Below are 24,920 nucleotides of genomic sequence, written 5' to 3'. Positions count from 1 at the left end.
TCTTCACCACCAAGGAGGTCGGCAAGGGAAGCGGCCTCGGCCTTTCCATGGTCTACGGCTTCGTCAAGCAGTCCGGCGGCCACATCAAGATCTACAGCGAGGAAGGCCACGGCACCACGATCAAGCTCTATCTGCCGCCGGGCGAAGGCATGGCCGAGGTGGCTCCCACCACCACGCCGCAGGCGGAAGGCGGCGCAGAGACCATTTTCGTGGTCGAGGATGATCCGCTGGTGCGCAACTTCGTCACCGTGCAGCTCCAGAGCCTCGGCTACCAGACCGTCGCCGCGCCCGACGGCAAGGCCGCGCTCGAATTGATCCAGGCCGGCCAGCCGTTCGATCTGCTGTTCACCGACGTGGTCATCCCCGGCGGCATGAGCGGGCGCGACCTCGCCGACAAGGTGGCGACGATCCGCCCCGGGGTGAAGGTGCTCTACACCTCCGGCTACACCGACAACGCCATCGTCCACCACGGCAAGCTCGACGACGGCGTCATGCTTCTGACAAAACCCTACCGCCGCAACCAGCTCGCCGAGATGATCAGGAAGGCGCTCGGTGGCGGGGTGGCCGGCTAGAGTTTCTGCTTGGCGATATGTCCGATGGCGTTGCAGATGATCCGCGCTGCGCAGATCGCGTGGCGTCGGCAGCTCCGATGACGATGTCGGCTTCGCCAAGAGCAAGGGGAACAGGCAGGGCAAGGTCGCACGCCGCGACGCCGAGGAATGTATTGCGCTCGCTCGCCATAACCGTATCGATAGGGGCACTCAGTCCGGCCGACAGAACTAATTTGCAACGCCTCCGCGAGTTCCTGACCTGCTCTTGGCCCGGCGTCGAGCCGAACCCCGAAAGCCGCTCTCGGCTAGGACGTGTACATAAACGTCGGCTTACCAAGACAACGCGGAAGCTCCCACCGTGGGCGTGATCGGCAGCTTGTGACCCACAACGGACTCGCGGCGTGCAAGAACTCAGTGCTCAGTCATCCGATTTGGCTCCTTCTCGATGAAGCCCTTTTTCCGCTTAGAATCGGGCTGTCGATTCAGGGGCGAGCGTGAGGTGGGCCTCAATGCATTGCGGACTTGGTGGAACCGGGGCGATACGAGCGGTGTCGTCATCATTGCGGGGGCGCATCGACGTTTCCCGTTCGAGCCGCTGTCGAGCCCGAGAGACGCTACAGATGTTTGGCTGCGTTGGTCCCTGGCCTCCGCTACGCTGCGATGATTTCGCGCAGAGCGGTCCCAAGGTCAGCCGCGGTGTAGGGTTTGGGCATGAACCGCCCACCAATTGGCAGTTCCTCTACGCAAACCGTGCTTTCCCCGATGTGGTGAGAATTTTGACCGGTGGCCAGCGGCGGCGAACGTAATGCGCCAACTTCAAACCATCCATCGAGCCGGGCATGTGAACGTCGGAAAACACAACGTGGACGTCCGAGCGCTTTTCCAAAATGGCGATTGCTTGGTCAGCGTGCCGCGCTTCGATGACCTCGAAGCCTAACTCGGTAATTACTTCAGCAGCCATCATCATCAACAATGGCTCATCTTTAACGACAAGCACCACGAGCCGTGACTGCATGACCCCTCCCATGGCGTGAGCCTCTAAAGGGCTCCAATCACCGGGATGCCTGCAATGATGCGATGATGCATCCTGATCGCTTGATGATGGAAGGGTTCCGTCGGCTCCCGAATATAGACCAACCTTGAATCGATTGAAGGTTGTCGGATATTGTCGTCCAAGTACCGTTCGCCGGAGTGACATGAAATGAATGCTTTGAGCGAGTCCGATCAGCGCATGCGAGAAGTTAAGAACGAAAACGACTTGCTTCGCGACCTTCTTTTGAAAGCAGGCGTTCAAGCGAACGCTCACGTCGCTGCCGCAAAGCTACAAACCGTTCTTATCGAGGAACTCCACCATCGCGTAAAGAACATGCTCGCAATTGCATCCGCAATTGCGGCTCAAAGCCTACGCGACGCTTCGTCTATTGACGCGGCGGCCAAGACCATCGCCGAGCGGATGAGCGCGCTCGGCGTATCTCATGATCTCTTGATTCAAGAAAGCTGGACCGGGGCGGGTTGCCGAACGCTGATCGAGAACGCGATCAGAGCATTTCAGACCAAAGGGTTCGAGCAATTCACTATTGAGGGCAACAACGTCGCCGTGTCTTCCGGACCTGCAGTCGCGTTGTCTATGATAATTCACGAGCTAAGCACCAATGCGTTGAAATATGGCGCGCTCTCAGTTGCTGAGGGGCGGGTCGCCATCACTTGGTCTATTGACGCGGAAAATCAACGCTTTCATCTCGAATGGCGCGAACGCGGTGGACCGCCGGTTGTCGAACCAACCAAAAAGAATTTTGGTAGCCGTTTCATTCAGACGGCTTTGCCCGGCCAGCTTAAAGGGGAGGCTCGATTGCTGTTCGAGTCGACCGGAGTCGTTTGCGACATCAACATTCCCCTAAGCTCGCTTCAAGAAACGATTATAGGGGCAGTCGACTAGAGCGTGGTTGGACCGCTCGGCTTGTCCCCAAATACTCGCAGCGAAACAGCGCCGGTGAAGTCGCCAGCATCCGGTTGCCGTGGCGCTGAAAGCAGCCGCTCCGATCATGCCTTCCCCACGGTGCGCGCATTCACAGGTCACGCGAACACGGAACTGGCACCTAACTTCATTTTACTTCATAACGCCGCCCTGCGTTCTCTGGAAAACGCACCTTACCCATTGATTCCTCGAAGTCTGACCTGGCACTTATAACTCACCCTCCGAATGCCCGAGCTTTCAACGTGATGCTACGATATCCCTCGCCGTCCCAGTGGACCGCCATTTGGAACCATTTCCCCTCCTCGCCGTTTACGACCGTTCACGTTTTTTGGGGGGGGTATGAGGGCATCAGTAGTTTCAACCGATTTGCGGGATAGCGCGACCGCAGGCCAGTACTTGGCTTCTGAAGTGCAAAAATCCCTAACAAGATCGCCCGGTGCTTTGGTCATATTTGCAGCTCCCCAGCATGATCACCAAGCGTTGCTTTCGGCCATCAAGAGGGAGTTGCCCGAGACTATAGTTGTCGGTGCCTCGTCTGCAGGTGAGTTTACGAACGTGACGAGCGGGCAAGGCTTAGTCTGCGCAATGGGACTTGTAGGAGAAGACGTAGTCTTTTCATCCAGTATCGGGCATAACCTCGCGCGCGATCCCGCTGCGGCAGCCCAAGAGATAGTTTCCAAGTTTACACCCACCCCGCCCGGCCAGTTTCCGTTTCGATCCGCTCTCGTTTTGGCTGACGCTCTAGCCGGACACGCTGATATCTTGGTGGATCAGCTGACATTAGCTACAGCCGGTCAATATCAATTCTTTGGTGGAGGCGCGGGGGACAACGCTCAATTCCAAAAGACAACGGCATTTTGTGGTGACGAAGTCTTGTCCGACGCCGCGGTCGCCCTGGAAATTCTTTCTTCGAAGCCATTGGGGGTGGGCGTTAGTCACGGCTGGCGACCCGCTTCAAAGGCCTATCGCGTAACGGCAAGCGACGGAATGCGGGTGATCAGTCTTGATGGCTTCCCTGCTATCGAAGCATTCGAAGAACACGCCAGAGAAACGGCTCAGAACTTGGATAGGAAAGACCCGCTACCATTCTTCCTGCATAATATTATTGGAGTGGAGACAGGAGTCGAGCATCGCTTGCGGGTGCCCCTGGCAGTCGACGCAGAGGGAGCAGTTCTATGCGCCGCTGAGGTCCCCCCCGGGTCGGTTGTAAAAATCATGAGGACCAGTACAGAATCGGCGGTCGCTGCCGCGAAGGTGGCTTCAAATGCTGCCCTGTCTGCATTAGGCGGGCCTCCAGCCGCAGCCCTTTTCTTTGACTGCGTCGCTACCAGGCTGCGGATGGGCGACGAGTTCGGCTTAGAGCTGGCCAGCTTGCAGGAAAGATTTTCCGACGTTCCGCTGACGGGGTGTAATACCCACGGTCAGATCGCGCGGGCGGAAGGCCAGTTCAGTGGCTTTCACAATTGCACCGCAGTGGTCTGCGTATTTCCTGAGTAGATCACTTGCACGATGATGGGGCGCGCCTTCTGAATGGCTTTGCCAACCCCAGCCTTAGACAGGAAGCCTCGGCCCGCCTGGCTAGGGAAATGGGAGGCGAAGCATTTCTTGTCTTCTTGAAAGATGAGGAAACGGGCAATTTTGCGCCAGCTCAGGGATTTCATCAGCGTCTGCCTGGCGGCCCGTTTTGGCGCTCATTTTTAGACCAAGCGTCGCGCTGCTGCGAGTTCTCTGGAGAGGTGGCGTTTCCTGGTCCAAACACGCTCGTTCCGGCAGTGTCTCGTGCAGACCCTGCCGCAATTTTGATGTTTATCGGCAGGAATTTGTGTGTCCGTTGGAATGATATCGAGCCGGGACTTCCGCTACTAATCGAATTGCTTAAAGCCGAGGCAAGGGTTCATATAGCGCTGGCACGCGAGCGTTCCGCCAGGGAGGCGGCGACTCATGCGACGCATCTCGCTAAAGCGCTTGATGGCGCGCGTAAAGATGTATCGGCGACGTCCCTGAGACTTCAGCAGCTGAATGCCACCCTTGAACAGCGTGTAGCGGATGAAATTGCGCGCCGGAATGAGGCGGAAGCAGCGCTGCGTCAGGCGCAGAAGTTGGAAGCCATCGGTCAGCTTACCGGCGGGGTTGCGCATGACTTTAACAACTTGCTGACAGTGATAATGGGAGGCCTTGAGACGATCGGCCGGCAAATTGCAAGTATGTCCGATGCACCACAGCTTGCGCGGATCATGCGTGCGCAAGCAATGGCGCATCACGCATCGCAGCGAGCGGCGACGCTTACCGCGCGATTGTTGGCATTTTCGCGCCGCCAACCGCTCGATCCAAAGTCAATTGATGTCGATCGCCTGCTCGCGGGAATGACGGAATTACTTTACAGCACATTGGGAGAACAAGTCCGGCTTGAAATCGTAGGGAACGCCGGTTTGTGGAGCGCCTTGGCTGACGCGTCAGAGCTGGAACATGCGATCCTTAATCTTGCTGTGAATGCCCGCGATGCAATGCCCGGCGGCGGACGACTTACAATCGAGACCGGCAATACATGGTTGGACGATGAGTATGTTAGTGCGCTGCCAGAACCCGTGCCTTCAGGCCAGTACGTTTTGGTCGCCGTCACAGACACTGGAAGCGGAATGGATACGGCTACCGTAGACCGCGTATTCGAGCCATTTTTCACCACAAAGGAGGTCGGCAAAGGCACCGGCCTGGGCTTGAGCCAAGTCTACGGTTTCGTGCGACAAACGGGTGGGCACATCAGGATTTATAGCGAATTAGGTCATGGCACGACGGTCAAGCTCTATCTTCCTCGATCCCAGACAGACCCCGACGAGCAGGTAAATCGCATCCTGCCGGCTGCAACAATGTTGCGGGGGAATGAGGCTATCTTAGTTGTGGAAGATCATGACGATTTGCGTGCCTATTCATCCGGAGTGCTCCGTGACCTCGGATATCAAGTCTTTGAAGCGGCGGATGCGGCATCTGCAATCGGCTTTCTTGAATCGTCTCGGACCATCGATTTACTTTTCACCGACGTGGTGCTGCCGGATAATCTGAGCGGAAAAAATATCGCAGATCACGCTAGAGGGCTCCATCCGACGATCAAGGTGTTGTTCACTACGGGTTACACGCGCAACGCAATAGTCCACAACGGCCGACTTGATGCGGGGGTCAACTTGTTGAGCAAGCCGTTTACGTTTCGCGCGCTGGCCGAGAAAGTACGGAAGATTCTCGATGAGAGATGACGCCAGGCGGGTAAGCGCCACTGAGGAGAACATGTCTGCTTGTTGCAGAACAGCGGAAATGCTCAAGCGATCATCAGATCGAAGCGGAACTAGCGGAGCCCTTCGGTATGGGACCGCCGACCTCATGAAACATCTCCGGGTCCTTGAGCAGGACGGTCTGATCAGTTCAGAAAAGGTCGGCCGCGTCCGCACGTGCCGCGTCAATATCGAGAGGCTGGCCGCTGCCGACCCGTAGCAGACATCCCTCACGTGGTGCGAGTGATCGTGCACGACCTAGTGGACCGTGTGCTTGTCGAGCCGCCGAAGTAAGCGCAACCGCTAATGTTGCTTGCTCAACAACTCCGGCGGACGCGACGAGCTGGCCGTCTCGTATGTCTGCTTCTGGGCCCATCGGCGACCTCGGAGACCTTCCGCTCTCCGGCCGATGTTGACGATAAACCGGAAGTCCAGGCGGCCAGCCGCTCATGAATACACGCCCTACCGCGTCGCCAGCACCACGGCCGCCAGCGTGAAGATCAGCGCCGCAATCTGCCCCGCACCCAACGGCTCGCCGAGCGCAATCGCGGACGCCACCACGCCAATCACAGGCACCGCCATCGTGCCGATCGCGGCGACGGAGGCCGGCAGGCGCGCGAGGGCTGCGAACCAGCTGACATAGGCGATGCAGAACTGCACCACGGTCGAATAGACCAGGAGCCACCATCCGATCGGCGTCACCCGCTCCAGATGCGTGGTCTCGATGGCGAGGCCGATGATCGTGATGGGTAGGCAGCCGATCCCGATCTGCCAGGCCGCGGCCGTGATCGGCGGCAGGCGGATCGGGTACTTCTTCGAAAACACCGTGCCGGCGGCGAAGCCGATCGCGCCGCACAGCGCCATGACGATGCCCGGCAGCTTGTCCGCGGTGGCGGCAAAGCCGTTGCCGCCCATGATCGAGGCAAGGCCGGCAAAGGCCATCACCAGTGCGATGGTCCGCAACAAGGTCGGCCGCTCGCCCAGCACCGGCCAGGCGATCAGCGAGGCCCAGACCGGCATGGTGTAGGCGATCAGCGCCGCTTCGCTGGCCGGCAGCCACAGCAGCGCCAGACCCATCAGCACCATCCAGCCGGTCACGTTGAGGATCGCGGCGGTCACGAGGCGCGGCCAGATCTCGCGCGGGACCCTGAGGCTGTCAGCGCGGATCAGCGCCAACGCCGCCAGCAGCACCGCGCCGAGCACGCCGGTGACCCCGCGCAGGGTCAGCGGCGGCAGCTCGGAGAGCAGGAATTTCGTCACCGGCCAGTTGAAACCCCAGCCTACCGAGGTGATGGCGAGGAACATCAGGCCGGCCGGGGCGATGCGCGCTCGCAGCACCGGCCGAGTCGAATCAAGCATGTGGGTAGTCCGGCAAAATCGAGGGCAGCTTGGCGCGGATTCGGGCCTCCCACCAGCACCCCGGCGGGCATGCCTGCCCTCACCTTCCGTAGCCCTACGTGAGTCCCCCGGAGGCAAGCCCGCGGGTTAAAAATATACCTCCCCTGTGAACAGCGGGGTGAAGCCTCGCCGGCACTACAAGATGCAAATTTTTTCGGTTGGGAATCCCTGAGGACTCACTGATACTTGGCTCAACAACAGGCGCGGGCCTGCCCCCTGTTATCCCCCACAATCCACCATATTTAGTATTTGATTCAGGAACTCGCACTAGTTCTTGACGGGAGTAACGGAGAGTCCTAGTTTTCGATCCGTTCGGCGCGAGTGTGTTTGCGTCCCGCCGGCACTCCCCCAAAGGGTCTGCAAAACAGCACTCCGCCAAGCCAGACAAGGGCAGCGGGATACGGGCTTGTCTGCCCGGCGAGAGCGGACTTTTCGGGCGCCTGAACGGGCTGGAAACAGGCCCGGATGGCAATGGTTGAAGACGTGCAGTGGTTGAAGACTTGATGTGTGGGGCGTTGAACGCATGTCGGGCTCATCCCTTTGGGGCGGATGGGTCTGGACGTGCCGGCGGATGATCGGTGCGCGCATCGAGCAATCGCGTCGGGAGAAAACGGGCCGGGTCTACCGGCTGAACTGCGATGCCAAGGGCCCGACCGCCCTCAAGCACCGCGAAATGAAATGATGACCCGGCACGCCTGAACGGAGGCGGTTCGGTCAAAGATAGGACGGGGCAAGACCATGCGGATTGAGCGGCGCCACACCACTTCGGGACAGTCACCTTACGCCGGCATCGATTTCCGGCTGACCACGTCGGAGATCAGGAATCCCGACGGCTCTGTCGTGTTCAAGCTCGAGAACGTCGAGGTGCCGACCGCGTGGTCGCAGGTCGCCTCCGACGTCCTGGCCCAGAAGTACTTCCGCAAGGCCGGCGTTGCCGCGCGCCTGAAGAAGGTCGAGGAAGAGTCCGTCCCCTCCTTCCTGTGGCGCTCCGTGCCCGACACCGAGGCGCTTGCCCTCCTGCCCGAGAAAGAGCGCTTCGTCAGCGAGCTCTCGGCTAAGCAGGTATTCGACCGTCTCGCCGGCTGCTGGACCTATTGGGGCTGGAAGGGCAATTACTTCTCCTCCGACGAGGACGCCCAGACCTTCTACGACGAGCTCCGCTACATGCTGACCATGCAGATGGTCGCGCCGAACTCGCCGCAATGGTTCAATACCGGACTGCACTGGGCCTATGGCATCGACGGCCCCGGCCAGGGCCATTATTACGTCGACCCCTTCACCGGCAAGCTGACCCGGTCGAAATCCTCCTACGAGCATCCGCAGCCGCACGCCTGCTTCATCCAGGGCGTCGGTGACGACCTCGTCAACGAGGGCGGCATCATGGACCTCTGGGTCCGCGAAGCCCGCCTGTTCAAATACGGCTCCGGCACCGGCTCCAACTTCTCGCGCCTGCGCGGCGAAGGCGAACGCCTCTCCGGCGGCGGCCGCTCGTCCGGCCTGATGAGCTTCCTCAAGATCGGCGACCGCGCGGCGGGCGCGATCAAGTCGGGCGGCACCACGCGCCGCGCCGCCAAGATGGTCGTCGTTGACGTCGATCACCCCGACATCGAGACCTATATCGACTGGAAGGTGAAGGAGGAGCAGAAGGTCGCGGCTCTCGTCACCGGATCCAAGATCAACCAGAAGCACCTCAAGGCCGTGCTCAAGGCCTGCGTCAATTGCGAAGGCTCGGGCGACGATTGCTTCGATCCCGAGAAGAACCCGGCGCTCCGCCGCGAGATCAAGCTGGCCCGTCGCTCGCTGGTGCCTGACAATTACATCAAGCGCGTCATCCAGTTTGCAAAGCAAGGCTACAAGGACATCCAGTTCGACGTCTACGACACCGACTGGGATTCGGAAGCCTATCTCACGGTGTCCGGCCAGAACTCCAACAATTCGGTCTCGCTGAAGGACGACTTCCTGCGCGCGGTCGAGACCGACGGCGACTGGAATCTCGTGGGCCGCACCACCAAGAAGGTCACCAAGACGCTGAAGGCGCGCGACCTCTGGGAAAAAATTGGTTACGCCGCCTGGGCGTCGGCCGACCCCGGCCTGCACTTCAACACCACCATGAACGACTGGCACACCTGCAAGGCGTCCGGCGACATCCGCGCCTCCAATCCGTGCTCGGAATACATGTTCCTGGACGACACGGCGTGCAATCTTGCCTCCGCCAACCTGCTGACGTTCTACGACATCCCGTCCAAGCGTTTCGACGTCGAGGGCTACGAGCACCTCTGCCGGCTCTGGACCATCGTGCTCGAAATCTCGGTGATGATGGCCCAGTTCCCGTCGAAGTCGATCGCCGAGCTCTCCTACGAGTTCCGCACGCTCGGCCTCGGCTATGCCAATATCGGCGGCCTCTTGATGACCATGGGTCTGTCTTATGACTCCAAGGAAGGCCGCGCCATCGCCGGCGCGCTGACCGCGATCATGACCGGCATCACCTACAAGACCTCGGCCGAGATGGCGTCCGAGCTCGGCACCTTCCCCGGCTACAAGAAGAACGCCGCGCACATGCTGCGCGTGATCCGCAACCACCGCCGCGCCGCCCATGGCCAGTCCAACGGCTACGAAGGGCTGAGCGTCAATCCGGTGCCGATGGACCTGGTGTCCTGCCCGCAGACCGACCTCGTCACCCATGCGCAGGCCGCCTGGGATGCGGCGCTCGAGCTCGGCGAGAAGCACGGCTATCGCAACGCCCAGACCACGGTGATCGCGCCGACCGGCACGATCGGCCTGGTCATGGATTGCGACACCACCGGCATCGAGCCCGACTTCGCCCTGGTGAAATTCAAGAAGCTCGCCGGCGGCGGCTACTTCAAGATCATCAACCGCGCGGTCCCCGCAGCGCTGCGCGCGCTCGGCTATCGCGAGAGCGAGATCGCGGAGATCGAGGCCTACGCCGTCGGCCACGGCTCGCTCTCCAACGCCCCCGGCATCAACGCCTCGACGCTGAAGGCCAAGGGTTTCACCGACGAGGCCATCGCCAAGGTCGAGAAGGCGCTGCCGACCGCGTTCGACATCAAGTTCGCCTTCAACAAATGGACCTTCGGCGAAGACTTCATCCGCGACCAGCTCGGCATCGGCGCCGAGGCGATCGCGACCCCCGGCTTCGACCTGCTCCAGGCCGTGGGCTTCACCAAGCGCGAGATCGAGGCGGCCAACGTCCACATCTGCGGCGCGATGACGGTGGAAGGTGCTCCGCACCTCAAGGCCGAGCACTATCCGGTGTTCGACTGCGCCAACCCCTGCGGCAAGGTCGGCAAGCGCTATCTGTCGGTCGAGAGCCACATCCGCATGATGTCGGCGGCGCAGCCCTTCATCTCGGGTGCGATCTCCAAGACCATCAACATGCCGAACGACGCGACCGTGGAGGACTGCAAGTCCGCCTACATGCTGTCGTGGAAGCTGGCGCTCAAGGCCAACGCGCTCTATCGCGACGGCTCGAAGCTGTCCCAGCCGCTCAACTCGCAGCTCATCAGCGACGATGAGGACGAGGACGATGCGATCGAGCATCTCTACGACAAGCCGATGGCGGCACGTACCGCCCAGGTCTCGGAAAAGATCGTCGAGAAGCTGGTCGAGCGCATCATCGTGATGCGCGAGCGCGAGAAGATGCCGGATCGTCGCAAGGGCTACACCCAGAAGGCGGTCGTCGGCGGACACAAGGTCTACTTGCGCACCGGCGAATATGACGACGGCCGCATCGGCGAGATCTTCATCGACATGCACAAGGAAGGCGCGGCACTGCGCTCCTTCATCAACAACTTCGCCATCGCGGTGTCGCTGGGCCTCCAGTACGGCGTGCCGCTCGACGAATATGTCGACGCCTTCACCTTCACCCGCTTCGAGCCGGCGGGCCCCGTGCAGGGCAACGACAGCATCAAGTACGCGACCTCGATCCTCGACTACGTCTTCCGCGAACTGGCGGTGAGCTATCTCAGCCGCTTCGACCTCGCCCATGTCGATCCCAGCGAGACCGGGTTCGACGTGCTCGGCAAGGGCGTCGAGGAAGGCAAGGAGCCCGACGATCACGGCCAGCGCGCCTCCAAGCTGGTGTCGCGCGGCCTCACCCGCTCCCGCACCGACAACCTCGTGGTGATGCGCGGCGGCTCGACCGCGGTCGCGCAAGGCAACGACAGCGCACCATCAGGCGGCAGCAAGGTCACCTCGCTGGCCTCGCACGGCGCAGGCCGTGCCGGCGACGTCCTGGAAGGCGCGGTCGCGCTGAAGCAGGACGTGGCCCACGACCTTTCGCCCACCGAGAAGCTCGAAGCCCTGCAGTGGAGCAAGTCCGGCACCGCGCAGACCATGGTGCCCTCCAAGGCCGAACGCCGCGCGGAAGCGAAGGCAAAAGGCTACGAAGGCGAGATGTGCTCGGAGTGCGGCAACTTCACGCTGGTGCGGAATGGGACCTGCATGAAGTGCGATACTTGCGGCAGCACGACGGGGTGTTCGTAAGTTTTCGACACGACGACGTAAAGTCTCGTTCACACGAAAGAAAGCCCGCGATTTTTGTTCTGAGGCCCGCGATCATCGAGAAACCCGCGAAAATTGCGGGTTTCTCGTCAAGTCCACAAAACGGGGGGTAAAGGGCAAAATCGCCGCTAGGATGCGGCGCCGAGCAAAGGACGTCCCTGCAGCGACGGGCAAAGTACGTCCCGTACAAGTACGTCCCCCACTCGGCGACGCCGGCGCTGAGCGAAATTAAAGAAGGTTCGCGGTGAGCTTCGGCTTCGCCGCGAAATGCCCAATCGAACGAATCGTGAATCAACCTGAAGACGAAAGTCCATGATTGTGGTTGCAAGCGTCGCATCAAGCTGTATGGAGGCCTGCTTTCAATGAGCCGTATTTGGAGGTTCGTCACAGGCTTCTTCCTCGGTCGAGAGCACGATGTCCCGCTATACGGCAAAATAGCCCTGCCCCAGGTGATCGTTGGCGTGGCGTTGATGGCGCCTGGGTGGCGTGACGCCGCTCTGAGCTACCTCAACAAAACCTACAGCTTGGGGCTCTCTCTCGATGCCCCATGGTGGGTAGGTGCGGTCTTTGCCGTGTTGGGAGTCGTGGTGTTTCTGGTAGGGCTTCTGACTGCTTCCCTGAAGCCGCCAGGCCAGTTCATCGCCATCCGTCACCAATCGTTTCAGCCGCTCACCAGCCCACTCCCGAGCGATGCCTTGCCGCGCCAGATGCGCAAACGCAAAATGAGCACGCTCGAGTGCGACCAATCTAACTTTCTATCAGGCGGTGCGTTCGACCCCATAGGAGCGGTGCGACAGCAGCAACGGCTCGCCCAGGACGTGGCTGCCATCCGGAAAGCCGATTCAACTGCGGCCTTGGGATATTATGGTATCGTCCACATCCCCCTGCAGTTTCTTGCCGGCTGTAGCGTCTCGACGTTTCCCGAAGTGAGTCTCTTCGAGCTCCACCGCGAAACCAGCACATGGCGCGAACTTCAAGAGGGAGAGGGCCCCGAGCTGGACGTCACGGTGAAGCGGGTGGCCGATCCGCCCTCGCCGATCGCATGCGTTGTCCGAATTGCCGTCAGCTACGCGGTTTCTCCTTCGGAGCCTTCAGAGGTGGTAGCGGGGCCGTATCGGGATTATTCGATCTCGGTCGGCAAGCCCGGGATCGACAAGGTCACCCATTACAAGCAGGTCGAGGCGCTGGTCAGTGCCTTCCGGAAGGTTCTGGACGAAATTCACGACGAGCTTCCGAAGAATTTGATCGTTCACGTATTTTACGCTGGTCCCGTCAGCGTCGGCTTCAGTCTCGGGCGGCGCATCAGCAAAACCATCCACAATCCAGTGTTTGTCTACAACTACACGGCCAGCACAAAGCCTGCCTACGCCTGGGGTGTCGAGGTCACAAAGGAAGGCCGCCCGCAAGACATGGTGGCAATCAACACATGACCGAGGCCAGTCCATGTTCGATTTGAGCGCCGATCTCCAAACCTTCTACGATGAGGACGTGCGCCTGGGTGTCGATCGCAGGGCCAAGCTTGCCGGCCATCGAGACCTCAACATCGCACGATTGAAGAACGGCCTCGACGATCTGGCTGAGGAGTCCAAGCGCCCACGCCCGCACCCATATGACTGGAAGAACCAGGGCGGATATGCAATGCACACGCTGAATCAGGATCCACGCGACGACAACGACTACGACATCGACGTGGCGCTGCTGTTCGAGCGGTCCGCGTTGCCGGAGGATCCGAAAAATGCACGCCAGCGGGTTGCAGACGCGCTCTGCAAGCGGTGCACAAACTTCACACAGGAGCCGACCGCCCGGACCAATGCGGTCACAGTCTGGTACGCGGAAGGCTACCACATCGATTTCGCCATCTTTCGCACTTACACCGACGAATACGGCAGGGAAAACATCGAGCACGCGAGCACGGAATGGAAGGCGCGCAATCCGCTGGACGTCAATAATTGGTTCAAGACCGCGGTTGACACTAATAGTCCTGCGATCGGCATGCTCACAACCGTTAAGCCCGGACAACTCCGACGCATCGTCCGTTTCCTGAAGTGGTTCACGCGGTCGCGGCCGTCCTGGAGCCTGCCGGGCGGCTTAATTGTTTCAACGCTCGTCGTCGAGTGCTATCGCCCCGATTTCCAGCGCGATGACGTCGCGCTCTACAACACCATCGTCGCGCTTCGAAATCGGCTCGCCGGTTACACCAGGGTAGACAACCCCGTTGATGGTAGCGAATTTACCGCAAATCCAGAGATCCTCAATCAGATCAAACGCTTCAAAACCCAGTTGGACATGGCCGTCGGTAAGCTCGCGCCGCTGTTCGATGCCGATTGCGACAGGACAAAGGCCCGCGGCGCCTGGGACTGGATCTTCGTGCACGAATTCTGGGGTGGCAAGGAGGTCGCGAAGGTCGCTTTGGACGAGACCCTGGCAGCTTCTGTTCCGTCGGCATACTTCGTCAAAATCCAGTGCGATCTGGCGCGCAGCCAGGGGGCATCAACATACAAGCAATACGCGAGCGGCTCGTCCGTTCTGCCCAAGAACCTAGCACTCAGGTTCACAGTCGCCTCTACAAACATCCCAGCGCCCTACCAGATCGTTTGGCACGTCGACAACCACGGCGATGAGGCAGGTGATGCCAATCAACTGACTTGGGAGACACAGCCGTCCGAAAGCTACGAGCATTGGACGAGCACTGCCTACAAGGGATCTCACCGCATGATCTGCAGGATCATGAAGGACGGCAGAGTGTGGGCGGAAACCTCGCACATCGTGAAGATTGCTCCGGGCAAGTGGTGGAAGCGTTAGCGAGGGTCAAATGCCGAAGAACATCGTCGTTTACTCAGACGGCACCGGCCAAGACGGCGGCGCGCGTCCGGAGCAAAGGATATCGAATATCTACAAGATGTATCGGATGTCCCGGGATCATGCCGATACGGCGATTGAACCGTCACAGCAGGTGGTCTTCTACGACGCCGGTCTCGGCACCGACGTAGGCACCACCGCTCTCACCGCTCCGGTGCGCTTCGTCCAGAAACTGCTGGGTTCGGTAACCGGCGCCGGCATCAAGCGCAACATCGCCGACTGCTACGAATTCATCATAAACCACTACCAGCCTGGCGACCGGATATTCCTGTTCGGCTTCAGCCGTGGCGCTTACACGGTCCGCAGCCTTGCGAACCTGCTGATGCTTTGCGGTGTGCCCACAAAGACGCCCGCCGGCCCTATGATGCGGTTCCGGAAGGCCGTCCGTGACATCGCTTGGGAAGCCGTTGACACCGTCCTCGAACATGGCGCCGGCCACCCGCGCGCGCAGTTCGAGGATGAACGCGTCGAACTCGCGCGTCGCTTCCAGATCAAGTACGGCTCCGGGGACGGATCGGATACCAACGTGGCGCCCTACTTCATCGGGGTGTTCGACACCGTCGCTGCGCTCGGCGCCAAAGGCATGCGGTATCTCGCCATTCAAGCCGGGCTGTCCGCCGGCGTCTCGCTTGCGGCGTTTATCGGCGGGTTCCTACCAGCGCTCGCGATTGCCGCGTTGAGTGCCTGGATCTTCGGCACTGGTTTCATGATCGTTGGCTTTCTTGCCCAATTGGCCATGGTGGCCATCGCCAACGGCGCGTTCTGGTATTGGCAGAGCAAGTCGACCACCAAGACGATCACAGACTACCCCGTCCCAGGTCAGTCTCGGTCTCACCAGGCGATCTGGAAGGGGGAGAACTTCGACCGCCTGCTGAGCCGACATGTAGCTTTCGCCCGGGCGGCTAATGCGATTGACGAAACCCGGAAGGATTTCGACCGTGTCGGCTGGGGCGGCGGCGAAGAAGGAGCACCGCATTTTCCTGGCCATATCCGCCTGGCGCAGCATTGGTTTGCCGGCAACCATTCCGACGTCGGCGGATCCTACCCCGAACCGGAATCCCGGCTGTCGGACGTTGCGTTGCATTGGATGTGTGCGGAGGCGATTGCGGTTCCGGACGGCTTGAAGACCGGTCCGATTTTCGTCAATGGCGAGAAGCTGCCGAACACCGGCGATGATGGTCCCGCCCTCAACATCTTTCCTGCTGCCGACGGCGTGCAGCACTGCGAGGTCGCCGGCATGCGGGACACGCTCGAGGCCTATGCCGCCAAGCTTCCGAAGTGGGACTGGCTGCAACGTCTTGTCGCCGGCCAAGGCTGGGAGACGAAGGTTCGCGTCATCGATCCGGAAGCTCGAGTTGATCCCACGGTCACGACCCGGGCGGGGCTTCCCGCGGTCGTTCAATGCGCCTCGGTGGGACCGTATAGGCCGGAGGCCCTCAGAAATCATAATGGTTTCAAACAATTGTACGCGCCGGCTGCGATCGTGTCCGGATCCAGCGCCGCGCCTGCGGTTTAGGAGCCGCTGCGGGCCGTCAGGATCGACGAACTCGCCTCGTCTCGGAGGGCTCCGGCGCCGTCTAGAGGGCTCAATTGAGGCCAAGCGCCTTGAAAGCCGCCGTCTTCGGATCCCCGAAGAAGATCGGATCCACATGCTCGACAACGTCCCCGGTGACTTCGAGGAAGCTCCGCTTGTTTTCCAAGGGGATCAGCGCCCGCTTTGCCCCATTGTCCATCGCCAGCTGCAGAGGCTCGGCGAGCGAGCGAAGGCCTTTGATGTTGCCCTGGACGCTGAGATCTCCAAGAACGAGCATTGCAGGGGCCGGCGGCGCCTTCTTCAGCGCGGAGAACGCCGCGATGAAGAATCCCAGGCCGATCTCGCCCTCGACGCGGTTGTTCATCAGATCGATTACCTCGACGTGGAGGTCGGAAACGTCCAGTTCACGCGCAATCGAAAGCTCGCCCTTCTTTGCCAGCATGTAGCTGAACGCCCGCCCAATCGATTCCTTTGTGACACCGCTGATACCGCCTGCCGTCCTGAGCTTGCCGGATCCGGATGCTACCGAAACCTCGATACGGTACATCCCGACAGTGCCATCAGCGCCAATGGAAGCGGTGTAGATGCTGCCTGGCGGGAGCGGGTCGGCGGAAATCATGTTGCGTCCGCCCTGCTCCGGCACGCCGACGAAGCGCTCTTCGCCGGTGTCGTTCAGGGTGTAGCTGAAGGAGGTGTGGTAATATTCGAAGGAGCCCATCTTCTTGAGCTGCTCCTTCACGCGCCGGCGCCCTTCCATGGCGAACTCCAGGAGTTCGGCAATCTCGGCCTGGGTGGCCTCGCCGTTCGGATGAATGATCTTCATCAACCCTGAAACGGTCTTTTTGACCGCCTTCCGGTCGCGCGTGACCAGGTGCGATCCCATGGTGAAGTGACGGTCGCTGATTTCCGTGAAGTTGTGGCGGCGAAGCTCGCGCAAAGCTTCGGCCAGGTAGTCGACAACGAAGCCGTAGTGATCGGTAAACAGGTCATTCCGCATTTTCGGAATTTCCCAGCCCGGCAGGTAGAAATGCAGGCGGTCGATGAACGCCATGTCATTCCGGATCACTTCGGGCATCGGCTCGAACAGGTGGCCGGTCTGCACCATGATATCGATGGCCTGTTGGGTATTCCCGAACAGAGCGATGCTGGCATCTCCCGATGCCGCTTCCTGGCCGCGCTGGAACGACCCGGACTCGCAGTAGGTCTTCATCGTGGTGATGACTTCCTTAGGCATCTTTTCCAGGTCAGCAACCTCGTCGAAACCAACGACATCCCAAATCTGAACGAGGCCTTTGGCTCGTCCGCCCATGTGTCCGAACAGGTTGGCGACCGTGGTCGGGCCGGTCATCAGGGCGGCGTAGGGCGACACTTCCTGAACCACGTAGCTCTTACCCGTCCCGCGCGGTCCGAGCTCAACCAAGTTATAGTTGCGCTCACACAGCGGGATGAGCCTCGTCAGGAACAGAAGCTTCAGTCGCTTGGTCATTTCCGCCGGCTCGTACCCCATGCTCCGCAGCATGAGATCGATCCATTCGTCGGTCGTAAATTCGCTCCGGAGACGCTGGTACTCCGCCAGATCGAAGGCTGCGATCTGGATGGGCGTCAGCTTCTCGATCCAGAAAGGATTCTTGCCCTTGCCCTCCTCGTCATACTCGAACCGCATGTCGATCTGGGCCCAAATGCCGCCTGTCAGCAGCCGTTCGTAGTCCCGCACGTACTGGTTCTGGATGTGCACGAATTTGCTGCCGAAGTTGTTCACCTCGGCCCAGTAGTCAGAGTCGACAAGCCTTACTTTGATTTTGTCGATGAAGGTCCAGTTGCCCTTCTCCTTCACTTTGCTCTGAGCCTTCATCGACTCGTCGGCGCGGATGTAGTTGTTGGCCAAAGTGTCGTTGACGACCTGCAACCCCATCTGGATCGCCATTTCGTCGGACGAGGCGCAGTATTTGCCAAGCAGGAACTCGAGGACAAACACCGGGACGTTGGCGCCGACCTTGACCTTCCGGACGAGGTCCTTCCGGACCACCTTGCCGGCGAAGGTTCGATTGAGCTTATCGTCGAGGGAATCTCGCAACGGAATGCTACTCATTACTCAAACTCCCAACCGAACAGGAATGTCTTTCGGTGACAAATAGAGGACCGCATCAGTCTCGGCGTCGAGAACCTGGATGCGTACGGTCTTGACCTGGTCATCGGTCAGCATGAACGCCACGTTCGCCTGGACGCCGGGTCCGAGGGTCAGACTTCCGTCTTCGAGCGCAGCGCCCGTGGCAATGGCGGCGCGGGCGACAGGCTTGTCGCCGGAGAGCACCAGCGGACGAAGCTTCCGCGCGTTCTCAAACAGGTTCTTCGAGGCCCCACCAAGCTCGATCCGGACCGTAAAGATCCGGTTGGTGACGGCATCGAAGTCGTGCGCAACGGTGACCGCGTTCTTTTCTGGCTTGGCGGCGCCCGCGCCGCTCAGCTTCGCGGTGATGACCGGGATCACCAGTTCCTGAATCGACGGGCCGCCGTGGTGATACGCGAGGTCCCCGCCGCTCTTGAAGACCGCGGTACTGGTCGGAAACGCGAATTCCACGTCAGAGTTGTAGCCAAGCTTTGGCCCCGACACCCTGACTGAACCCGGAGGCGTCGAGCCGCCCCTTCCGATCCAGCAACGCCGGTGCAAATCGACAGTTTCCCCTCCGGGAGCATCGATGCGCATCGACGGGTCGCGGTCTTCCGCAAAAAACAGGTGGCCATGGTCGGCAGTGATGACCGCTTCGCCGATGCCGACGGCGGCTAGGCGCTGAAGGCAACGCGCCAGATCCTCCACGACCCGGTCCATGATCCGCCGAGCATAGAAGGTGCTGGTGTTCTCGCCGGCGCCGTCGATTTCGCTGGAGCGCACGACGACGATCTTGGCCTCACCGATCTTCTTCTGCAGTGCCTTGGGGTTCGAGGACAAGACCTCGTCGAGTTCGAGATCGACCAGGCGGGGCACCCTCGACTTAATGAACTTCTGTCGAGCTGCCAAATCGGGGAGAAATTCCCCATCGACGGAGGCGCCAAACTTCCCTTTCGAGGTGACGACGGAGAATGTGCCGGCGGCACCTGGCAACAAAGCCGCCATCCCGACCGGGGTGATGGACGGCAGCGCCGCGATCGCAGGGCGGATGACAACCTCGGTAGCCAGCGCCAGCCTCCCGACGAGCTCCTGGCCCATTTCGTAGCGCATCGCATCAACGAGCAAGTACGCGACCGGAACCGGGCGACTGGCGACGACGTCGGACCAGATGCGGGTCTGCTGAAGGACGCCTGGAACGGTCCAATCCGACTTCTGGAAGGCCTTCACGAAACCGTCGGTCATCCGGCGGACGGCGTTCTCGTAGACCGCGCGAATCTTCGCTACAGCGCGCTCTTCGATAGGATCCTCGACCGTCGCCAAGAAACCTTCGAGGCGCCTCTGGGCGTGATCAAGCAGGTACCAGCCGTGGCCGCCGGTTGAGACGTAGCGTTCGACCCAGAGTGAGGGGTTGCCGTTGGATTTCGCGATCGTCTCGCAGGCTGAGGCAGCAACCAGGCCTAGGTCGACCATGAGCCGGCAGACTGCCCATACGGTCTTTCGGCCGACGTCAAGATTGACCCAGAAGCTCTCCTCGCGAGATGCCATCAAGCCGCTCGCCTCGGCGAACTTTTCCTCAGCAATCAGATCGAAGCAGGTCGCAACGACGGCAGCTTCTTCGAATCGGAAGGTGTCGATCGCTCCGAGTTGGCGGCCGTCCACGGTATCAGCCGACAAGCCCAGTTCGGACTGGATGCCGTCGGCGAGGACCTCGAAAGCCTTAGGATGACGCTCGCGAAGGCGCTTAGCCACCTCCCGAGCGGCCTTTTGCTGGTCTGCGGTGCCGGGCTCCGGGACGTTCTTGAGCAAGGTCGCTGCGGGCCCGTTCCTGCCCTGGTCGCCCAGATCGAGACGAAACTCGTTCGCCAACACGTATCGGGCGCTGATCGAACGCATCCGGTCGATTGTCCCGTCAGCCGGCAACGTCAAGCCAAGTCGCGCCAGCGCAGCGGCCCGAAGCTCGCCAAGAGCTCCCTTCTTATCGAGCTCGCCGTCTTTATCGGTGTCTCCGATCCACGTGGTCAGAATGGCCAGCGTGTCAGACCCGCCGAAGATGCTCTTGAGAAGGGACGCGCCCTCGGTCCCCGTCTCGTCCTTCGTCATGCGCGCGAAGTCGGCGTACGTCAGGCTGTCCGATTTCAGCATTTCGTCAAGCGCCACATCGGTGAAGCGCTTCCGGAGGACAAGCCGAGCGAGCATTTTAAGTGCTGGGTGCTGGTAGACGGTTCCGGCCTTCTCGAGCTCCATCAGCAGGGAGCCTTTCGCGTCCCGGTCCAGACCCGGAATGTAGATCACCACGTCGTTCGGCTGGTCTTCACTCGTCAGATCCTCTACCGCGAGCCGAGCCTTGAGAAACGAACCATCGAATACATAGAGGAAGACCTTGCGCGGACCGCAGTTGACGGCGACGGGTCCACCGCCGATTTCCGGCGTATTGACAAGCTCAGCAAAGAACGGACGCAATTCCCCTCGCTTGTCGTACATGACGACAACCCGGCGCTCTTTGACGCGGTCGCTAATCTGGCCGGCGATGTATTGGTGGAGCGGATGCATTTTCAGGCTGCCGATTTACGAGTGCGTTTATGACCAGACGTTACGTCTGGCGCCTCAATCACGGCTTTTAGCGCGGCTTTGACGGTCGGCGACGTCCGCTGACGGATCAGGTCCGGGATCGACGTCTTTGGCTTATCGTACGGCCGCCACTTCCCATTCTCATCCTCGTACCAGAATACTTTTTCAAGCCCGTGGGCAACGGCGACACTCCGATCTACTGCACACTTCGGCAACACTCGCTCAGGCCAAAGACGCATGGAGAGATGAGACCAATCGTACCGGCCAGCGACGATCGCATCCCAGGTCGACCGAAGCTCCTTCTGCCACGTTCGATTCTGAGAAACTAAACGCCAGAGAGGCGCAAAGTTTATGATAACGCCATCTTTGAGATCCGGATTCCACAATGGCGCTACGCGATTGACATCTTCCAGGAGAGTTTTCAGCTCTTGGACAAATAGCTCCTGCTCCTCGATTTCCTTTCCGCGTGCGCCATTGGGACCTGCCTCAACACGCAGTTGATCGAGCTGCCGCTGCTCATGGGCGAGCTTTGGCGCAATGCAATCGTTCTGCACGACGTATAGAGTGTTGCTCGTTAGCTTGTGGATGTACAACCAGACTGCGTATCGACCGCTCGTGGTTGCGATCTGCCAATAGATTGGAGCTTTGCGTTTGTTAGCCGAGTAAACTTGAACGTGCGTCGGAAAGAACTCGTAGCGCAAATACGCGCGTAGATCGTTGGCGCCGAGTTCTGATCCATAGGCCGCGATCCGATCTACTCCATCCGGAGCGACACACAGTTCTTGAAGCCGCATAACTACGTCAGCAGGATGCCCTTTATCGTCGACCCCGACAACGCCATTCGTCGAATAGGTCAACAGATCATCGCCCATTGCGGCCGGCTGCGAACCCGCCGTCACGGCGGGCCACCGTCCCGCGACGACGCCGAAGGCAGCGCTCAGTACAGCATGGGCAACGCGCCTTTGTTCTTCTTCTGTATCTTCATTTCCCTCAAAAAACTGACTACTGCGAATCGGATCCCAAAACCCGGATTTCCTCGTGTCTGATATCGCGACCGGGATTTGTCCGATTTCGGAATCTAAATAGTCAATCACCTCCTTGGGCGCGCCTTGCGCGGGATAATAGGCCGCCAGGGCGGCGCGATCGACGGCGACGGCGCACGGTATCTGGCGTTCCCAATCATTCCTTAGTGCGCGATGAAGGTCGGCAATTGCACTGACTGGATTTTCTTCGTGCATCACCTGCAACCACGGGACCGAGTCAAACGACGAGCTCGTCTCGTGTGTGGACTCGATAACGTGGTGAAGTCGATGGGCTTCGCGTACGCGATCATCCAACTCCGGCTGCACGGTCAGCTCCGGCACAGGCATGGCCATCACCAACGATTCGTTATACTGGCGCGCCAAACCAGCACTCGCTCGCGCCAGCCCGACGCGTAGAAGGCCGCCAAAAATGCGAGAGTTCGTCATGCCCATTAAGATGCACCACGTGCGCTCTGCCACATCGCCCTCAGCGAAAATGCAGCAGCCCTTCGTATCGAACGCGGAGGGCACGGGTTGGATCGCAGGCGCAAATTCCCGGTGTGTACGCGACGAATATGTCAGGCCGGGCTTGCCGAAGAACTGAGTGTTCGTGATCTGCTTGGACCACGACCCGTACAGATGGGCGCTATACGCCTTTACCTCAGCGCCGTCATCTTCCCAATTCAAGAGGAGATCGCTATCGCTGAAGTAGGGGGAGAAGCCTCCTCCTTTAGAGTATCGCAGCCACCCTTTTGGGCCGCTGCACGGCACTTCCCAGCGCAGCCTCAAGAATCGGAAATTGTCTGACGTCCCAATTCCTTGCTTGGCAACAAATCCGCGTTGGGCAAGAGTTGGAAGCCCGGCGTAAAGAGAAACGAGCGACGTCGGCAGACGGTACGCAAACGTTGCGCCCGGTAATTTTGCCAGCCCGGCGCGCGGCATGCATCGCCACCCACGTGGCGGTGACGATTGGCCCTGCGCCTGCTGGATCTCTTTCAGATCGTCTTCACGGGACGCGCCACTCGCCTCACCGCACAGGACCTCAGACGTGGAACGTCCTATTACGACACATGCGCACTCAACGGCGGCATCGAGAACGCCCTCTCCTAGGTCAAGAAATAGAGTGGCGCCCCGCTGCTCACCTAGAAGCGATTCCCGCCTCCACCGCTCGAGTGAGGTAAGGAAAAAACCCGTACGCGACGCGAGGCATCCAACGAGCCCAGAAGGCGCAAGCTCAAGCGCCCTGTCGATAAATGCCGCATACAGTTCGGTTTTCGCATTTCCGTAGTTGGCAAAAGTGTACTTTTTCCCGTTAACGGGAGGATCGCCGAACGGCGGATTCATTAGCACAACATCATAGCGTCGGAAGAGCTGGTCTGCGAAAGCAAACCCCTGCGTTGTATCTTCCACAAAGAGCTGACTGCGAGCCGCCCCCAAGTTTGATGCTTCATCAGCGCACTCTGCCAAGGCCTGCAGAACGAGGCTCTCTGCCTTCGTCCAGAAATCCTGCTGGGGGCCGGAGACAACTTCAGGCAACTTCCCCTTCGCATGCTCGCCGATGCCGTACTCGGCGACGCGGAAGAGTGGCAGCCGATCGTCCCACTCGCTGCGACCCTTCTCGACCGCGCGAGCGAGGTCTTGTTCGAGCTTGAGCAACGTGCCCATCTCGCCCGCCAACTTCATGCCGTCCCACACCGTGGTGACGAGATTGGCCAGACTGTCCGCCATGGCCTTAGTAGCAGTCACTCTCTGTCCAAGAGGAATTTCGAGGGTACGTCGGAGCAGGACTTCAAGCCGATCCTCCTTCAGCCAGCCAAGGAAGTCGGTCAGGAGCTCCTTCTCGCCCGGCATCGGCTCGGCAATGACGATGTTGACGCGACGAATGACGGGGCGTTCGGAACGCGGAATGCCAAAATCTCGATACGCGCGCTGGGCTCGCATCCAAAGGGCGAGCTGTGCAATCTGGGCGCAACGAGCGTCAATGTCTACGCCGTGAAGATTGTGACGAAGGATCAGTCCCGGCAAGGCGCGGCGCAGATCTTCGAGCGTTGCGAAATCCTGTCGTAACGTCCTGCCGGTCGCTTCGCTGGCTGGTGACTTTGCGTCTGACCAGGCCTCCTCATAGATCGTCAGCAAAAGAACAAAGCAGTAGAGCAGGAAGTGACCCGACCCGCAGGCCGGATCTAGAATACGTATGTCCCGTGGATCCTTCTGCGGGCGATGCGGAAGGCGAATCTGACGTTGCCAGAGTTCATCTTGAGTCAAATCGTCCGGGATGGCATCCGGCAAATCGTAACCGCTCTCGTCGACGAAGGTCTCGCCCGGGCGCCGGATCATATACTTGCAGACTTGCGCGAGTGTCGTGTCTCCCTTGCGCATCTCGTCCCATAGGCGGCCCAGCGTATTGTCGGTCAAGAACTCGACGACGTACCTCGGCGTGAAGAACTGGTTTCGGATCGCGAGTTCGCGGGTGTTGCGTGGTGCCTGCGAGGCTACGCGCATCTGCCGACGCTCTTCGTCAGAGTTGAAGAACTGATAGATCCAGCCGATCGTCTCGTCTTCCGGCCAAACGTCGGCCAAGTCGGCGTGATTGAGGATCGCCAGCAGATCGTCGAAGGCGAGCTTGGTCGGCCAAAGCACCGAAGCCGAGTCACGCCGGTCGAACAGAACCTTCACCTCGGTCGAGAGCTCGTCGAAGATGCTCTCGATGTAGAGCCGATAGCCGGCGCCGTCGGCCGTCTTCAGCGCTGGCGCCAGGCCGCAGAATTCGATGAATCCGGTGGAATTGTCGCCCCGACTGACGCATTCCTGGACCAGATCGCGCGCCTCCAGCATTTTCAAGGCCGCGAACCGGTTCAGCGCCGTGAAGGCGGCATCCCGGACGTAGTCCGCAACGGCCTCCTCCGGCTTCATCCCGGCATTGCGCTTGTGCTCGATGGCGGCGACGATTTTGTCGCGCTGAAGCTGCTGACGACCGGTGAGATGCGCACCGCCCTTGCCGGCAACCCGACCATCAGGCCGCACGTCGAAAACGCCGTCCAGCTGCTCGGCAAAATCCTGCTCAAGGAGTCGCCGGGCCTTCTGGGTTGCGCGTTCGATTGCGTTTCTGGTCTCCTTGTCCATCA

General features: G+C 60.2%; 13 protein-coding genes. 8 read left to right on the top strand and 5 right to left on the bottom strand.

What is annotated here, in order from left to right:
• Positions 1–572 (top strand): response regulator (locus tag IVB47_RS12485; protein ID WP_247461897.1); only part of this gene is annotated, 572 nt, incomplete at its 5' end.
• A 718-nt stretch (positions 573–1,290) separates the two neighbouring features.
• Here IVB47_RS12485 and IVB47_RS12480 read toward each other — a convergent pair.
• On the bottom strand, positions 1,291–1,566 hold the full coding sequence (locus tag IVB47_RS12480) for a response regulator (RefSeq protein WP_346730791.1): 276 nt from the start codon (positions 1,564–1,566) through the stop codon (positions 1,291–1,293).
• 186 nt (positions 1,567–1,752) lie between these two features.
• Here IVB47_RS12480 and IVB47_RS12475 point away from each other — a divergent pair, with 186 nt between their 5' ends.
• The 3 genes from IVB47_RS12475 to IVB47_RS12465 all read left to right on the top strand — a co-directional run bounded on the left by IVB47_RS12475 (position 1,753) and on the right by IVB47_RS12465 (position 5,771).
• The gene (locus IVB47_RS12475) at positions 1,753–2,487 is read left to right on the top strand and encodes a sensor histidine kinase (RefSeq protein ID WP_247461895.1); all 735 of its coding nucleotides are present in this window, start codon (positions 1,753–1,755) and stop codon (positions 2,485–2,487) included.
• A gap of 378 nt (positions 2,488–2,865) precedes the next feature.
• Complete coding sequence (locus tag IVB47_RS12470) at positions 2,866–4,023, top strand: FIST N-terminal domain-containing protein (protein ID WP_247461893.1); 1,158 nt, start codon at positions 2,866–2,868, stop codon at positions 4,021–4,023.
• Positions 4,024–4,112: 89 nt separating this feature from the next.
• Positions 4,113–5,771 (top strand): ATP-binding protein, encoded by a 1,659-nt coding sequence (locus tag IVB47_RS12465; protein WP_247461890.1) that lies wholly within the window; start codon positions 4,113–4,115, stop codon positions 5,769–5,771.
• 477 nt (positions 5,772–6,248) lie between these two features.
• Here IVB47_RS12465 and IVB47_RS12460 read toward each other — a convergent pair whose 3' ends face one another.
• Positions 6,249–7,145, bottom strand: a complete 897-nt coding sequence (locus tag IVB47_RS12460) for a DMT family transporter (protein ID WP_247461888.1) — start codon at positions 7,143–7,145, stop codon at positions 6,249–6,251.
• A gap of 777 nt (positions 7,146–7,922) precedes the next feature.
• Between IVB47_RS12460 and IVB47_RS12455 the strand changes: the two genes are divergently transcribed.
• From IVB47_RS12455 to IVB47_RS12440, 4 genes are all read left to right on the top strand, one after another.
• Positions 7,923–11,687, top strand: coding sequence for a vitamin B12-dependent ribonucleotide reductase (locus IVB47_RS12455; RefSeq protein WP_247461886.1), 3,765 nt, complete (start codon positions 7,923–7,925; stop codon positions 11,685–11,687).
• Positions 11,688–12,067: 380 nt separating this feature from the next.
• Positions 12,068–13,135, top strand: a complete 1,068-nt coding sequence (locus IVB47_RS12450; protein WP_247461884.1) for an SAVED domain-containing protein — start codon at positions 12,068–12,070, stop codon at positions 13,133–13,135.
• Between the two features lie 13 nt (positions 13,136–13,148).
• A complete protein-coding gene (locus IVB47_RS12445; RefSeq protein WP_247461882.1) occupies positions 13,149–14,507 on the top strand; it encodes a cyclic GMP-AMP synthase DncV-like nucleotidyltransferase in 1,359 nt (452 codons plus the stop codon).
• 10 nt (positions 14,508–14,517) lie between these two features.
• Positions 14,518–16,080 (top strand): DUF2235 domain-containing protein, encoded by a 1,563-nt coding sequence (locus IVB47_RS12440; protein WP_247461880.1) that lies wholly within the window; start codon positions 14,518–14,520, stop codon positions 16,078–16,080.
• A 70-nt stretch (positions 16,081–16,150) separates the two neighbouring features.
• On the opposite strand, the gene brxL is transcribed toward IVB47_RS12440, so the two are convergent.
• From brxL to pglX, 3 genes are read right to left on the bottom strand one after another with little or no spacing between them, the layout of a single operon-like run.
• Positions 16,151–18,187 carry a protease Lon-related BREX system protein BrxL gene (gene brxL, locus IVB47_RS12435; protein WP_247461867.1) on the bottom strand — a complete coding sequence of 679 codons (2,037 nt, stop codon included), beginning with the start codon at positions 18,185–18,187 and terminating at the stop codon, positions 16,151–16,153.
• Positions 18,188–18,190: 3 nt separating this feature from the next.
• On the bottom strand, positions 18,191–20,755 hold the full coding sequence (locus tag IVB47_RS12430) for a PglZ domain-containing protein (RefSeq protein WP_247461865.1): 2,565 nt from the start codon (positions 20,753–20,755) through the stop codon (positions 18,191–18,193).
• A 2-nt stretch (positions 20,756–20,757) separates the two neighbouring features.
• On the bottom strand, positions 20,758–24,918 hold the full coding sequence (pglX, locus tag IVB47_RS12425) for a BREX-1 system adenine-specific DNA-methyltransferase PglX (RefSeq protein ID WP_247461863.1): 4,161 nt from the start codon (positions 24,916–24,918) through the stop codon (positions 20,758–20,760).
• Positions 24,919–24,920: the final 2 nt, after the last annotated feature.

The sequence above is a fragment of the Bradyrhizobium sp. 62 genome (genome assembly GCF_023073035.1).
Classification (GTDB): domain Bacteria; phylum Pseudomonadota; class Alphaproteobacteria; order Rhizobiales; family Xanthobacteraceae; genus Bradyrhizobium.
Note: the sequence above shows the minus strand (reverse complement) of the source record. Positions and strands in the feature narration are given on the sequence as shown.

Bases quoted from the DNA above. Each gene is read 5' to 3' on its own strand.
- IVB47_RS12480 (WP_346730791.1), bottom strand. From the start codon at position 1,566: ATGCAGTCACGGCTCGTGGTGCTTGTCGTTAAAGATGAGCCATTGTTG.
- IVB47_RS12475 (WP_247461895.1), top strand. From the start codon at position 1,753: ATGAATGCTTTGAGCGAGTCCGATCAGCGCATGCGAGAAGTTAAGAAC.
- IVB47_RS12470 (WP_247461893.1), top strand. From the start codon at position 2,866: ATGAGGGCATCAGTAGTTTCAACCGATTTGCGGGATAGCGCGACCGCA.
- IVB47_RS12465 (WP_247461890.1), top strand. From the start codon at position 4,113: ATGGGAGGCGAAGCATTTCTTGTCTTCTTGAAAGATGAGGAAACGGGC.
- IVB47_RS12460 (WP_247461888.1), bottom strand. From the start codon at position 7,145: ATGCTTGATTCGACTCGGCCGGTGCTGCGAGCGCGCATCGCCCCGGCC.
- IVB47_RS12455 (WP_247461886.1), top strand. From the start codon at position 7,923: ATGCGGATTGAGCGGCGCCACACCACTTCGGGACAGTCACCTTACGCC.
- IVB47_RS12450 (WP_247461884.1), top strand. From the start codon at position 12,068: ATGAGCCGTATTTGGAGGTTCGTCACAGGCTTCTTCCTCGGTCGAGAG.
- IVB47_RS12445 (WP_247461882.1), top strand. From the start codon at position 13,149: ATGTTCGATTTGAGCGCCGATCTCCAAACCTTCTACGATGAGGACGTG.
- IVB47_RS12440 (WP_247461880.1), top strand. From the start codon at position 14,518: ATGCCGAAGAACATCGTCGTTTACTCAGACGGCACCGGCCAAGACGGC.
- brxL (WP_247461867.1), bottom strand. From the start codon at position 18,187: ATGAGTAGCATTCCGTTGCGAGATTCCCTCGACGATAAGCTCAATCGA.
- IVB47_RS12430 (WP_247461865.1), bottom strand. From the start codon at position 20,755: ATGCATCCGCTCCACCAATACATCGCCGGCCAGATTAGCGACCGCGTC.
- pglX (WP_247461863.1), bottom strand. From the start codon at position 24,918: ATGGACAAGGAGACCAGAAACGCAATCGAACGCGCAACCCAGAAGGCC.